Annotated in this window: 12 protein-coding genes and 1 pseudogene; 5 read left to right on the top strand and 8 right to left on the bottom strand. The window is 72.1% G+C overall.

Features of this window, described 5'->3' with window-relative positions; genetic code table 11:
- Positions 1 to 151: 151 nt before the first annotated feature.
- Positions 152 to 1,762, top strand: coding sequence for an MFS transporter (locus ACFYZQ_RS02400; RefSeq protein ID WP_389140748.1), 1,611 nt, complete (start codon positions 152 to 154; stop codon positions 1,760 to 1,762).
- Positions 1,763 to 2,008: 246 nt separating this feature from the next.
- On the opposite strand, the gene ACFYZQ_RS02395 is transcribed toward ACFYZQ_RS02400, so the two are convergent.
- The 4 genes from ACFYZQ_RS02395 to ACFYZQ_RS02380 form a co-directional block, all read right to left on the bottom strand.
- Positions 2,009 to 2,230 (bottom strand): helix-turn-helix domain-containing protein, encoded by a 222-nt coding sequence (locus tag ACFYZQ_RS02395; RefSeq protein ID WP_389140746.1) that lies wholly within the window; start codon positions 2,228 to 2,230, stop codon positions 2,009 to 2,011.
- Entirely contained in the window at positions 2,230 to 2,721 is a 492-nt protein-coding gene (locus tag ACFYZQ_RS02390) for a DUF2975 domain-containing protein (protein WP_389140744.1), read from the bottom strand. Before ACFYZQ_RS02390 ends, ACFYZQ_RS02395 begins: the two co-directional genes overlap by 1 nt.
- Positions 2,722 to 3,212: 491 nt before the next feature.
- Entirely contained in the window at positions 3,213 to 3,560 is a 348-nt protein-coding gene (locus tag ACFYZQ_RS02385; RefSeq protein ID WP_389140742.1) for a MazG-like family protein, read from the bottom strand.
- Positions 3,561 to 3,590: 30 nt separating this feature from the next.
- Positions 3,591 to 4,142 carry a DoxX family protein gene (locus tag ACFYZQ_RS02380; protein ID WP_389140740.1) on the bottom strand — a complete coding sequence of 184 codons (552 nt, stop codon included), beginning with the start codon at positions 4,140 to 4,142 and terminating at the stop codon, positions 3,591 to 3,593.
- 129 nt (positions 4,143 to 4,271) lie between these two features.
- Between ACFYZQ_RS02380 and ACFYZQ_RS02375 the strand changes: the two genes are divergently transcribed.
- The gene (locus ACFYZQ_RS02375; RefSeq protein WP_389140738.1) at positions 4,272 to 5,285 is read left to right on the top strand and encodes an aldo/keto reductase; all 1,014 of its coding nucleotides are present in this window, start codon (positions 4,272 to 4,274) and stop codon (positions 5,283 to 5,285) included.
- 27 nt (positions 5,286 to 5,312) lie between these two features.
- On the opposite strand, the gene ACFYZQ_RS02370 is transcribed toward ACFYZQ_RS02375, so the two are convergent.
- Positions 5,313 to 5,999, bottom strand: a complete 687-nt coding sequence (locus ACFYZQ_RS02370; RefSeq protein ID WP_389140736.1) for an ABC transporter ATP-binding protein — start codon at positions 5,997 to 5,999, stop codon at positions 5,313 to 5,315.
- A 40-nt stretch (positions 6,000 to 6,039) separates the two neighbouring features.
- The gene (locus ACFYZQ_RS02365) at positions 6,040 to 7,521 is read right to left on the bottom strand and encodes an ABC transporter permease (RefSeq protein WP_389140734.1); all 1,482 of its coding nucleotides are present in this window, start codon (positions 7,519 to 7,521) and stop codon (positions 6,040 to 6,042) included.
- 124 nt (positions 7,522 to 7,645) lie between these two features.
- Here ACFYZQ_RS02365 and ACFYZQ_RS02360 point away from each other — a divergent pair, with 124 nt between their 5' ends.
- Positions 7,646 to 8,953 carry a D-alanyl-D-alanine carboxypeptidase family protein gene (locus tag ACFYZQ_RS02360; protein ID WP_389140732.1) on the top strand — a complete coding sequence of 436 codons (1,308 nt, stop codon included), beginning with the start codon at positions 7,646 to 7,648 and terminating at the stop codon, positions 8,951 to 8,953.
- 517 nt (positions 8,954 to 9,470) lie between these two features.
- On the opposite strand, the pseudogene ACFYZQ_RS02355 reads toward ACFYZQ_RS02360, so the two are convergent.
- Positions 9,471 to 9,563: pseudogene (locus tag ACFYZQ_RS02355) on the bottom strand (3-oxoacyl-ACP reductase); the annotation flags it as partial.
- A gap of 194 nt (positions 9,564 to 9,757) precedes the next feature.
- Entirely contained in the window at positions 9,758 to 10,786 is a 1,029-nt protein-coding gene (locus tag ACFYZQ_RS02350; protein WP_389140730.1) for a Gfo/Idh/MocA family protein, read from the bottom strand.
- Between the two features lie 97 nt (positions 10,787 to 10,883).
- Here ACFYZQ_RS02350 and ACFYZQ_RS02345 point away from each other — a divergent pair, with 97 nt between their 5' ends.
- The gene (locus ACFYZQ_RS02345) at positions 10,884 to 12,179 is read left to right on the top strand and encodes a multidrug effflux MFS transporter (protein WP_389140728.1); all 1,296 of its coding nucleotides are present in this window, start codon (positions 10,884 to 10,886) and stop codon (positions 12,177 to 12,179) included.
- Entirely contained in the window at positions 12,131 to 13,306 is a 1,176-nt protein-coding gene (locus ACFYZQ_RS02340) for a serine hydrolase domain-containing protein (protein ID WP_389140726.1), read from the top strand. The genes ACFYZQ_RS02345 and ACFYZQ_RS02340 overlap by 49 nt, the downstream gene beginning before the upstream one ends.
- The last annotated feature ends 7 nt before the right edge of the window (positions 13,307 to 13,313 follow it).

Genomic DNA, 13,313 nt, shown 5'->3' with positions numbered 1-13,313 from the left:
GGTCCGCGCAGAGGGTGGGCTCTGACTAACAGAACCACCTGAAGGTGGTCCACGCTCGGTGCCGGACAGCGCTTCTGGTTCGAACTCGCGTCCCGCACTCCGCATTCCGAATCTCGAACTCCGAATCTCGACCTCCGAACGGAGACCCGACATGCGCAAGTGGTGGCCCCTCACGGCGGTCTGCCTGGGCGCCTTCATCCTGCTGGTGGACGTGACCATCGTGAACGTGGCACTGCCCAGCATCGCCGACGACCTCGACGCCTCCTTCACCTCGCTGCAATGGGTGATCGACGGTTACGCCCTGGCCCTCGCGGCCCTGCTGCTGGCCTCCGGTTCCCTGGCGGACCGGTTCGGCCATCGACGGTTCTACGTCTACGGTCTGGGCCTGTTCACCCTGGCCTCCCTCGTGTGCGGCCTGGCCCCCGACGCCGGGGTGCTGATCGGTGCCCGTGTGGTGCAGGGCGTGGGCGGCGCGGCCATGTTCGCCACCTCGCCCGCCCTCCTGATCACCACCTACCAGGGCAAGGACCGGGGCACGGCCTTCGGCGTGTGGGGCGCGGTCAACGGAGCCGCCGCTGCGGCGGGCCCCCTGCTCGGCGGCCTGCTCACCGAGCACATCAGCTGGCCGGCGATCTTCTTCGTCAACCTGCCGATCGCCGCCGTCGCCATCGCGTTGACGCTGCGCGTGGTGCGCCCGGACGGGACCGGCACCGGCAAGGCGTCCGGCCCCTGCGCACCGGCGCGCATCGACGTCCCCGGCGCGGCGGCCTTCACCACCGCCGCGGGCGCGCTCACCTACGGGCTCATCCGCGGCGCGGACGTGGGCTGGACCTCGGCCGGGATCGTGGCGTCCTTCGCCGTCGCCGCTCTGGCGCTCGCCGCGTTCGTGGTGATCGAGCACCGCACGGCGCGGCGCGGCGGCGCCCCGATGCTGGATCCCGCGCTGCTGCGCCGTCCGTCCTTCGCGGGCCTGATGAGTGGCGCGCTGCTGCTGCAGGCCGGCGCGTTCGGCTGTCTCGTCCTGCTCTCCCTGTGGCTGCAGTCCGTCCTGGGCCTCAGCCCGGTCGCGGCCGGCCTCGCGCTGACCCCCTTGGCGGGGGCGTCGTTCCTGGTGGCCGCCGTGGCCGGCCGCCACATCCAGCGGCTCGCCCCGCGCCTGCCGATCGGCGTGGGCCTGCTGCTCGTCGCGGCGGGCATGCTGCTGCTGCGCGCGGGGATGACGGCCGACGCGGGACGGGCCGCGCTCCTGTGGGGTCTCGTGGTCAGCGGCGTCGGTGTCGGCCTGGCGACACCGGTACTGGTGTCGGCCGCCACCTCCACCGTGCCGCCGCGTCAGGCGGGGGTGGCCGGCGGGGCGGTCAACACGTTCCGCCAACTCGGCATGACGCTGGCCATCGCCGTCTTCGGCGCGGTCTTCACCAGCCGGACAGCCGCGCTACTGGCCGGCTCCGGCACGGTACCGGACGCCGACAGGGCCGCCTCCGCGCTGGCCGGCGGCCAGGCGCAGCGCCTGATCCAGGCGGCACCGCCCGCACACCGCGACGCGGCACGCCACCTGGTGCACCAGGCCTTCGCGGCAGGCCTGGACCGGGTCTTCCTGCTGTCGGCGACGGCGGCGACGCTCGGCGGACTGATCGTCCTGATCCTGGTACGACCGCAGCCCCGGACGGCCACGGCACATGGCGACGGCGCCCCGGCCGCACCCGCACCGGGCCGTTCCCAGAGCCCGGCCGCCGCCGATCCTGGTGTGCACACGGCATGACCTGTCCGACCGAGGACCCTGCCGGGCCGCCCCCAGACGCAGGCGGCCCGCGCACGTTCCGGGTGTGTGCGCACCGGAAGCCGCCGGGCTGCCGGGCGCGGCCGGATCCTGGGCATCATCCATCCCATGGGCCTGACGGCCGTCGCCATGGTCTGCCCGCCGTTGAGGTTGTCGTCATGGCGCATCGCGGTCCTGACCCCCGGTCGCGTTCACCGTTCTCTCATCGGGCTGCATCGAGGGGACCGTTCATCCGCCCGCGACGTCCTCGGCCTCCCAGCGCAGCAGGTCGCCCGGCTGGCACTTGAGCACGTCGCAGAGTGCGGCGAGCGTCGTGAAGCGGACCGCCTTGGCGCGGCCGTTCTTGAGTACCGCCAGGTTGGCGGGCGTGATCCCTACGCGTTCCGCGAGTTCGCCGACGGACATCTTGCGTCTGGCCAGCATCACGTCGATGTCGACGACGATCGGCATCAGATCACCTCGTCCAACTCGGCCTGCATCTGCGTCGCTTCGACGTCGCGTGCGACAGCCTGGGCGAGCAGCATCCGCAGCACGAGCACGATGAGTGCGACCCCCAGGATGGCCAGGCCGATCCCGCCCATGATGACGGTGACGCCCGGGTCGTCCCGCTGACCCGGCGCATTGACGGCCGTGACCGCGAACCACAGGAGGGCGGCCGCCACGATCGCGCCGATCACGCCGTCCACGTACCGGAAGGCGGCGTGGGAGAACACGGTTCCGCGTCGCACCATCGCCACCAGCCGCCATACGCAGACCAGGGCGACCTGGGCCGACACCATGCCCAGGATCGTGATCACGCGGAATGCGGTCAGCGGGAGCGCCCCGTCCTCCGGGTCGCGCCCGCTGACCAAGGTCCACACCATCGCTGCCTGTACGCACACGGTGCCGACGAGCACCACTACGAGCACGGCGCGCAACGCACGCACTGTCATCTTTCCCATGACCCGACCTTCTAACGAGTTGCGATGGGAATCTATCGAATTTCGATAGGAGCGGCAAGGTTCACCGGTTCGCGGGCTCGTACCCGGGCTCCGTTCTCGACGGGCGGCGGGTGAGGACGGTGGCCATCAGCCAGCGGGCGGCGAACAGGGCCCAGCAACGCCCACCTGGGCGGGCCGGCGAGCACCGTCACGGCGACCGCCGTGGGGGCGCACAGCCCGGCGACCATTCCGGGCGCGCCGGGCCCGGCCGGTGCGTCGAGCCCAGCAGCACCAGCCCGTACAGGGCCACGACGATGACGTAGCGCCGGTATGCGTCCTGAGAGTCGGGGCAGAGCGTGTTGATGACCAGTACCCCGGCAGGCCGGGCGCCGCTCACGGTGAGGGCATCACACCTGCGACGCCGCCATCGATACCCGCGCCCGCCCCAGCCACTACCGCTCTGAGGCAACTCCCTGACTGCGCCCCGGCGTTACAGCATGACCGTCCGCCGCTCACGCCCGCTCGGTCCTCAGTGACCGCTCCGCCACCCGCGCCAGATGCCGGCCGAAGACCTCCCGCGCCTCCGGCGTCAGTGTGCGCAGCGCCACCAGGGCCGTGATGACGACGTCGCACAGCTCCGCCTGGACGTCCTCCCACGTGTGGGTGACTCCCTTGCGCGGGTTCTGGCCGCTCGCGCCGATGACCGCCTGGGAGACCTCGCCGACCTCCTCCGACAACTTCAGGATGCGGAGGAGTGTGCCCTCGGTGCCGTCATGGGTCCGGTTGGTGTCCAGCCAGGACGTCAGGGCGTCGATGGTGGGCCAGAGGTCCGGCGCGTGGGCGTGGGTGTGGTCGCTCATGCCGGCAGCCTGCCCCATGCTCGGGCGGACCTACTCTTCGAACAGGGGTTCCTGTTCGGCCTCGGCCTCCTTGGACTGCTGCAGGCGCTTGTTCCGCGCCCCGACGACCACCGCCGTCGCCGCCGCCGTGACGCCGAGGGCCGTCGGGACCATCCAGCCCCGGTTCGCGAAGTGGCCGAGGGCGTGGTCGAGGGAGAGGCGGCCGGGGCCGGTGATGGCGAGGCCGGTGGCGGCCAGTGCCAGGCTGGCCGCGTACTCGTAGCCGCCCTCCTGGGCGAAGAAGCCGTTCGGCTTGTGCACCGCCGCCGCGCCCGTCATCGCGCCGGCCGCCGCCGCGCCGGCCGCGGGGGTCGCCAGGCCCAGTGCCAGCAGCGCACCGCCGCCCGTCTCGGCCAGGCCCGCCGCCGTCGCGCTCGCCTTGCCGGGGGAGTAGCCGACGGACTCCATGAACTTGCCGGTCCCCTCCAGGCCGTGGCCGCCGAACCAGCCGAACAGCTTCTGCGCGCCGTGCGCCGCCAGCACTCCGCCGGTTCCCAGCCGGAGCAGCAGGAGGCCCAGATCGCGTCGGTCGTAAGAGGTCACGGTTGCTCCCCAGGAGTGGTCGGCGGGAACGGTCTCCTCACGCGTTTCCAGCGTCGCGCCGTCCACACCTCACATGGTTCGCCGCAAGGGCTTGCCTTCGTGTGCGCTTCAACTTCTAGCGTCCTTCCCATGGAGAGCAGGGAGAACATGCGCAACACGGCGGGCAACCGCACACTGGGGCGCAGTGACATACAGGTCAGCGCGCTCGGCTTCGGCTGCTGGGCCATCGGCGGGGAGTGGCAGGCCGCCGACGGGCAGCCGCTGGGGTGGGGCAAGGTGGACGACGAGGAGTCCGTACGGGCCGTGCACCGTGCCCTCGACCTCGGCGTCACCTTCTTCGACACCGCCGACACCTACGGCGCCGGGCACAGCGAGCGCGTACTCGGCCGCGCCCTCGGCAGGCGGCGGGCCGAGGTCGTCGTCGCCACCAAGTGGGGCAACGTCTTCGACGAGGAGACCCGGACCCTCACGGGCGGCGACGACTCCCCGGAGTACGCCCGCCGCGCACTCACCGCCTCGCTGCGCCGCCTCGGCACCGACTACGTGGACCTCTATCAGCTCCACCTGTCGGACGCCGACCTCGGTCGGGCGGCCGAACTGCGGGACCTCTGCGAGGAGTTCGTCAAGGAGGGGCTCGTACGCGCCTATGCGTGGAGCACCGACGATCCCGCACGCGCCGCCGTCTTCGCCGAAGGGGAGCACTGCACGGCCGTACAGCACGCGCTCAACGTCCTGCAGGACGCCCCGGAGATGATCCGGCTGTGCGAGGAGTCGGGGCTCGCGAGCATCAACCGCAGCCCGCTCGCCATGGGTCTGCTCACCGGCAAGCACGCGCAGGGGGCCGCCCTGGAGTCCGGGGACATCCGCAGCCGGCCGCCCGCCTGGCTCCAGGGGTTCAGCGGCGGGTCGGGCGCCGACCCGCAGTGGCTCGCCCGGGTCGACGCCCTGAAGGACGTTCTCACCAGCGACGGTCGCACCCTCGCCCAGGGCGCCCTCGCCTGGCTGTGGGCGCGCAGTCCTCGTACGGTGCCCATTCCCGGCTTCCGCTCGGTCGCGCAGGCCGAACAGAACGCGGGCGCCATCGCCAAGGGGCCGCTCACCGCCGCGCAACTGGCCGACGTCGACCGGATACTCGGGAGGTGAGCGGCGCCCGCCCGAGCGGCCACCGCCTCAGAAGCGCACGCTCTGCTCGGTCAGGGTGATCCGGCCGGCGTCGATGGTGGCCAGGCGTGGTGCGCGGCGGGCGATGGACGAGTCGTGGGTGACCATGACGAACGTCAGCCCGTGCTCGCGCCACAGGCCCTCCAGCAGGGCCATGATGTCGTCGCGGGTGCCCTCGTCGAGATTGCCGGTGGGCTCGTCGGCGAGCAGTACCTTCGGCCTCTTCACCAGCGCGCGGGCGATCGCGACGCGCTGCTGCTGGCCGCCGGACATCTCCGACGGGACGTGGGAGAGGCGCTCGCCGAGGCCTACGGAGCGCAGCGCCTCGGCCGCGCGCTCGCGGCGCTCGGCGGGCCTGACGCCGAGAGGGACCAGGGCGGTCTCCACGTTCTCCTGCGCGGTGAGCGTCGGGATGAGGTTGAACGCCTGGAAGATGATGCCGATCTTCTCGGCGCGCAGCCGGGTCAGCTTTGCCTCGCTGATGCGCGCGAGGTCCACGCCGTCCAGTTCGACACTGCCCTCGGTCGGGCGGTCCAGGCCGCCGACCATCTGCAGCAGCGTGGACTTGCCGCCGCCGGTGGGGCCCTGGATGACGAGCTGGTCGCCGTCGGCGATCGTGAGGTCGACGCCGCGCAGCGCCTCCACCGTCTCCTTGCCACGCGTGTAGCGCTTGGTGACGCCGGTGAGTCTGTACATGGGAACTCCGTAACGGGAAGCGACGGGAAGCAGGAGGGACTTACGAGACGCTGCGCAGGGCGTCCGCCGGCCGCATCCGGGAGGCCCGCCAGCCCCCCATGGCGCCGGCGATCAGGCCACCGGTGACCGCCAGGCCCACCGCGAGCGCGATGGTGGTCACCGACACCGGGGCGGACAGCGCGATCTGCAGGGTGTTCGAGGAGGCCTGCCGGCCGGGGCCGCCGCCCGGTCCACCGCCGCCGGGGCCGGCCATGCCGCCACCATCGCTGTTGCCGAGCTGCGCCGTCAGCTTCGGGCTGATCGCGGTGACCGTGTAGGCGGCCGCGAGGCCCAGCGCGATGCCGAGGCCGCCGCCGATCAGGCCGTTGACCACGGACTCGCCGACCACCTGGCGGGTCACCCTGCGGCTCGGCCAGCCGAGCGCCTTCAGCGTGCCGAACTCACGCACGCGCCGGGACACGGCGGAGGAGGTGAGCAGCGCGGCCACCAGGAAGGCGGCGGCGAGGACGGCGATGGACAGCCACTTGCCGACGCCGGCGGCGAGGTTCGAGGCGGTGGAGAGGGAGCCGGAGACCGTGGAGGCCAGGTCGGACGAGGTGGTGACCGTCGTGCCGGAGATGTTCGACTGGATCTCCTTCTTCACCGCGGAGATCTGCTGGGAGCCGGTCGCCTTGACGTAGATCGTGGTGACCTTGTTCTTGGCGTCGCCCAGCGTCTGGGCCTGCTTGAGCGGCAGGTACACATCGGTGGTGGACTCGCTGCTGTCCGGGGTGGCGATGCCGATGACCGTGTACTTGGTGCCGGAGATCCTGAAGGTCGAACCGACCTTGTACTTCTTCTCCTTGGCATAGGACTTGCCGACCACCGCGACCTTGGCGTTCGTCTGCGCCGAGGTGAAGGTCCTGCCGGAGGTGATCTTCATCGCGGCGAGCGGGCCGAGGCCCTGGTCGGTGACGTCGACGCCGACCACGGTGTAGCTGTTGACGTTGAAGTCGGCCCCGCCGCCCTGTACCTGCGGCTGACCGCCGCCGCCGTCGTTGCCGCCGCCGGGGCCGCCCTGCCGCTGGGAACCCGAGGAACCGGAGGACGTGGAGCTCTGCGCCTTGCCCTGGGTGAAGGAGCCGTCGACCTTGGTGACGTTCAGGGACAGGGCGCCGACCGCGCTGTCCACGCCCTTCTGCGAGGTGACCTTCTCCACCAGCGAGGACTTCAGGGCCTGGCCGCCCTGTGTCATCACCCGGTCGGAGCTCTGCGAGGTCTTGCTGCTGGACCTGGCGTCGAACTTGAAGTTCGGGCCCTGCCCCGAGCTGCCTGCCTTGGGCGCCGACCGGGCCTTGGTGACGGTCATGTCCGTCCCGAGGCCGTACAGCGATTTCAGGACTTTGTCCTGCGCCTGCTGCATGCCGGCCGACACCGAGTCGACGGTGATGACCAGCGCGATACCGAGCGCCAGACCCATCGCGATGACCAGAGCGGCCTTCTTGCGCCGGCTCAGCTCGCGCTTGAGATAGATGCCAAACATCCCGTTCCTCTAGGTTCTTGGCGCCCGCTGTGGGCGCGGCGCCAAGCTATGGAGGAACCTTTGAGTGGACCTTGGTAAAACGTGTGTCAGGGCTGAGAAAACGGGTAGGCGGTCAGATTTTCCTATGTCGGCCTCGGTGTACGGTCCCGGAGTGCATGATTGTTCTCGGCTCAGTCGGCGTGCCCTCCTCGGTCTGACGGCCGCCGCCCTTCCCCTGTCGGCAGCCGGCCCCGCCTCCGCGGCGACGGCCATAGGCGGTGTGCGACTGGCCCGCCCAGGGGTCCAGGTGAGTGGCGCCACCGGGCTGCCCAGGAAACTGACCGCCCGGTCCTGGCTCGTCGCCGACCACGACACCGGCGAGGTGCTCGCCTCGTTCAACGCCCACCAGCGTCTCGCACCCGCCTCCACGCTGAAGATGCTGTTCGCGGACACGGTGCTGAAGAAACTGGACCGCGGCCTGAAGTACAAGGTCACCGACGCCGACCTGGCCGACGTCCCGGCCGGTTCCAGCCTGGTCGGCGTCAAGCCCGGCATCACCTACAGCGTCCACCAGCTCTGGCAGGGCGTGTTCCTGCGCTCCGGCAACGACGCGGTGCACGTCCTCGCCCACCTCAACGGCGGGCTGGCGAAGACGGTCGCCGAGATGCAGGCCAAGGCGGAGGACCTGCAGGCCCTGGACACCCATGTGGTCAGCCCCGACGGCTTCGACCACAAGGGCCAGCTCTCCTCGGCGTACGACCTCACCCTGTTCGCCCGGCACGGGCTGAAGGACGGGGACTTCCGGGGCTACTGCGGTACGCGGACCGCCGACTTCCCGGCGGGCGGCAAGAAGACCTTCCAGATCCAGAACACCGACCGGCTGCTGACGGGGGCCTGGGGGCTGGACACCTACGACGGTCTCATCGGGGTGAAGAACGGCTACACCAGCCATGCCGGCAACACGTTCACCGGCGCGGCCGTACGCGGCGGGCGTACTCTGCTCGTCACGGTGATGCACCCCAAGAGCGGGGGCAACGCCGTGTACGAGGAGACCGCCGCACTGCTCGACTGGGGCTTCGGCAGGGGGCGTTCGGCGCAGCCGGTCGGCGCGCTGGTCGAGCCGCTCAGCGAGGGCGGCGCGAAGGTGAGCGCGAGCGCGAGCCCGGCTCCGAAGCGCAAGGGGGCCCAGCCGGCCGCCGGGGCGCCGGGGACGCCCTCGGGGGGCTCGTCGGCCTGGCGGCTGCTGGAAGGGGCCGGCGGGGCGGTCGCGTTGCTGGGCGCGGGCGCGTGGGCCCTGCGACGGCGCAGGGCTGCCGCGGTTGTGGACGGGGTGCCGGAGACGAAGGCCAAGCCCGACGGGAAGGCCATGCCCGGTGCGAAGGCCAAGCGCGATGCCGAGGCCGCACCCGGCGCGAAGGCCGGTCCGGACGCGAAGGCCGCGCCGGACGCGTAAGCCGCACCCGGCGCGTCAGCCGTACCCGGCGCGAAAGCCGAGTCCGGACCAAGGCCAAGCCCGACGCGAGGGGCAAGTCGGACACGGAGCAGCCGGGCTGAGGCCGAACGGCACACCCCCCGGCCCGCCCGCATGCCCGCCCGCAAGGGCGGGCAAGGGCCATGACGCGGCCCCGCCTCGACAACCCGGCAACGCCGCGACCATGCGCAACAGGCGCTCCATGGCAGGCGCAATGGCGCTCCGCAGCAGGCGGAAAAAGGCGGCCGACCCCCGGTCTGCTCAAGCGGCAGCCGATCCACCCACCGGTGCGTACCCGCGCTCCGCGCGAGGTCCACCCCCAGCCCGGTGCGGTGGAACGGCTGCCGCCACCCCCCCATCGGTGTGGTCAGCGAATACCAGAGGTCCAACTGTGAAGCTCTGGTGAAGGAAATTTGAGCATAGGGTCCCTATCGCCCGCAATAGCGCGGATGTTGCAATTCCGTTTGTGCGGGGCGAGGGAGTGACGGGGCGTCGGTGCTCAGCCCCGCCCCACGTACGGCATCGTCGTCGCCAGGACCGTCGCGAACTGCACGTTCGCCTCCAGCGGCAGTTCGGCCATGTGCCGGACGGACGCGCAGGCGGCGTACCGGCGGATGAAGGGGCAGGATCCTGCCCCACTCTCGGCTTCGCTCGAGCGGGAGGTGCCCTCCGTACGCCGTCCCGCCGGCGCCACCGTCCAATCGGTCCGCAGCAGTTCCACGGCGACCGCCCGTCCGAAGCCGGAACCGGCGCCGGTCACCACTGCGATCCTCGTCCGCGTGTCCGTCACGGCGCGGGAGCGTACGAGGCTCCCGTGTCGAGTTCACCGGGATAACGCACCCCGATCCGCTCCCGTATCGCGTCCAGCGTCCGCATCACCGCGAGCGTGCCGTCCAGCGGCACCAGCGGGGACTCCGTCTCTCCGGCCCGCAGCGCCCGCATGACCTCCTTCGCCTCGTGCCTCAGGCTGCTGCGCGGCCCGTCGGCCGGGTCGGCGGCGAACTCCTCGGGGGCACGGCCGTCGCGGTGCAGCACGAACCGGTCGGGGTGGAAGAAGCCGTCCGGGATGTCGATACGGCCCCGCGAACCCGTCACCGACGCCGAGACGGACGTACCGCCCACGATCGAGCAGTGCACCGAGGCGAGCGCGCCGTCGCCGAAGGACAGCAGGGCGCCCGTCTGCAGGTCGACGCCCTCGGCGGACAACGTGGCCCGCGCGGTCACGTCGGACGGCGCGCCGAGCAGCAGGTGCGCGAACGACACCGGGTACACGCCCAGGTCGAGCAACGCACCGCCGCCGAGCGCCGGGTCCCGCAGCCGGTGCGCGGGCGGGAAGGGTCCGGCGAGGCCGAAGTCGGCCTGCACGGTGCGTACTTCGCCGATCGCGCCGTCGTCGACCAGCGCCTTCAGCCGCCGGATCAGCGGGTTGCAGTACATCCACATCGCCTCCATCAGGAAGCGACCGCGTTCCCGCGCCGACCCGACCAGTTCCTCGGCCTCGCGCAGGTTCAGCGTGAACGGCTTCTCGCACAGCACGTTCCGCCCCGCCTCCAGGCACAGGCCGGCCGCCACCCGGTGTGCCGAGTGCGGGGTGGCGACGTACACGACATCGATGTCCCCGTCCTTCGCCAGCGACTCCCAGTCGCCGTACGCCCGCGGGATCCCGAACCGCTCCGCGAACGCCCGAGCCGACTCCTCGTTTCGGGAGGCCACCGCCACCAGCTCCGCGTCGGGCAGGTCCACCAGGTCCGCCGCGAACGCGGCGGCGATCCCGCCCGTGGCCAGGATTCCCCACCGCACGCTCTGCTCCGCCATCCCCACCCCTCGCTCATGTGATCCCCGGCACTGTGTACGACCGGTGTTCTCCGAGCTGAGAGCATAGGTGGCGGTCGGGTCGTAGAGGGAGGGGCACATGGGCGAGCACGCGACGGCGTCGACACCGGGGCTGGGGGAGGGGTCCGAGCCGCGGCAGCCGGCCGCCCCGGCCACGCGCCGCGCCGGCCTCCTGCTCGTCCTCATGCTCGGCGGCCTCACCGCGACGCCCCCGCTGGCCATGGACATGTACCTCCCGTCCCTTCCGGCGGTCACCCGCTCCCTGCACGCACCCGCCGCGACGATCCAGCTCACGCTCACCGCCTGCCTGGCCGGGATGGCGCTCGGGCAGCTCGTGGTCGGCCCGATGAGCGACCGGTGGGGCCGCAGGCGCCCACTGCTCATCGGCCTCGCCGTCTACGTGGTGGCCACCGCCCTGTGCGCCCTCGCGCCCACCGTGGCGACCCTGGTCGCCTTCCGGCTGGTCCAGGGTCTCGCGGGCGCGGCCGGGATCGTCATCGCGCGGGCGGTCGTCCGGGACATGTACGACGGCGTGGCCATGGCCCGCTTCTTCTCCAACCTCATGCTCGTCTCCGGGGTGGCGCCCATCGTCGCGCCGCTGATCGGCGGACAGATCCTGCGGTTCACGGACTGGCGGGGCGTGTTCGTGGTCCTCACGGTGGTCGGGACCCTGCTGACCGGCGTCGTCTGGTTCCGGCTGCCCGAGACCCTGCCGCCCGCGCGGCGCCACGGCGGCGGTGTCGGTGCGGCACTGCGCGGGATGCGCGCGCTGCTCACCGACCTGCCCTTCACCGGCTACATGCTCGCCGGCGGCTTCGCCTTCGCCGCGCTCTTCGCCTACGTGAGCGCCTCCCCGTTCGTGATCCAGGAGATCTACGGCGCCTCCCCGCAGACCTTCAGCCTGCTGTTCGGCATCAACTCCGTCGGCCTGGTCATAGCCGGGCAGGTCAACGGCAAGATCCTGGTCGGCCGGGTCCGGCTCGACGCGGTGCTCGCCGTCGGCCTGACCGTCACCACCCTGGCCGCCACCGCGCTGCTGCTGATGTCCGCCGGCGTCTTCGGGCACGTCGGTCTCGCTCCCGTCGCCGCCGCCCTGTTCGTGCTGATGTCCGCGATGGGCTTCACCCTGCCCAACGCCCAGTCCCTCGCCCTGCTGCGCACCCGGCACGCCGCCGGCTCCGCCTCCGCGCTGCTCGGCACCTCCTCCTTCCTCGTCGGAGCGGTCGCCTCGCCGCTCGTCGGCGTCGCCGGGGAGCACACCGCCGTACCGATGGCGGTGGTCCAGTTGGCGGGGGCACTGGTTGCGCTGGCGTGCTTCGTGGGAATGTGCCGACCCTGGAACAGGCGTACGAGGATGGAGGGAGCGGAGAGCTGAGCGCACCGAGACTGCGCGTCGACACCCCGGAACGGGCCGGGCTCGACCCCACGGAACTCGGCCATCTGGCCCGGGAGGTCCGCGACCTCACCACCGGCGACCGCCCCTGGGCGGCGGGCGTCGTCGTGGTGGCCGGGCGCGGGCCGGTGATCGCCGTGCGGGAGGCGGCGGGCTGGGCGGTGCGGTACACCGCCTACGACCCGCAGAGCGACGCGGGTGTGGAACCGCCGCGCGCCGCCCGGGTGCCCATGACCGTCGACACCCCCTTCGACCTGGCCTCCCTCACCAAGCTGTTCACCTCGGTCGCCGCCGTCCAGCAGATCGAACGGGGCACCCTCGGCATCGACGCCCTGGTGGGCGCGTACCTCCCGGAGTTCCGCGCCGCCGCCGAGCACGGCATCACCGTACGGCAGCTGCTCACCCACACCTCCGGGCTGCGCCCCGAGCTGCCGCTGTACGCGTGCGCGGACGACACCGCACGGCTGGCGCTGCTGCGGGCCGAGGCGCCGGTCGAGCCACCGGGGACCCACCTCTACTCCGACCTGAACATGCTGCTGCTGCAGTTCGTGCTGGAGCGCATCACCGGCCGCACCCTCGACGTCCTGGTGCACGAGGGGATCACCCGGCCGCTGGGGATGACCGCGACCGCCTTCGGGCCGTGCCCGGACGCCGCGGCCACCGAGGACCAGCGGCGGCCATGGGCCAAGGCGGACCGGGGGATGGTGCGGGGCGTCGTCCACGACGAGAACGCCTGGGCGCTGGGCGGGGTGGCCGGCCACGCGGGCCTGTTCGGCACGGCCACGGACCTGGCGATCTTCTGCCGCACCCTCCTCGCGGGCGGGGCGTACGGCCCCGCGCGGATCCTCGGCCCCGACTTCGTGGAACTCCTGCTGACCCCGCCCGGCCTCGGCTTCGCCGTGGACCAGCCGTGGTTCATGGGCGAGCTGGCGGGCAGGGGAGCGGCTGGCCATACGGGCTTCACGGGGACGTCCCTGGTGCTGGACCCGGCGACGGACACCTTCCTCGTGCTGCTGGCGAACACGGTGCACCCGCGTAGACGGCCACCGGACAGCGGGCCCAGGGCGGCGGCGGCGACCCGTCTGGCGAGGGCGGTCCGGGACGCCTGAGAGAATC

The sequence above is a fragment of the Streptomyces sp. NPDC001843 genome, assembly GCF_042891955.1.
GTDB lineage: Bacteria > Actinomycetota > Actinomycetes > Streptomycetales > Streptomycetaceae > Streptomyces.
Note: the sequence above shows the minus strand (reverse complement) of the source record. Positions and strands in the feature narration are given on the sequence as shown.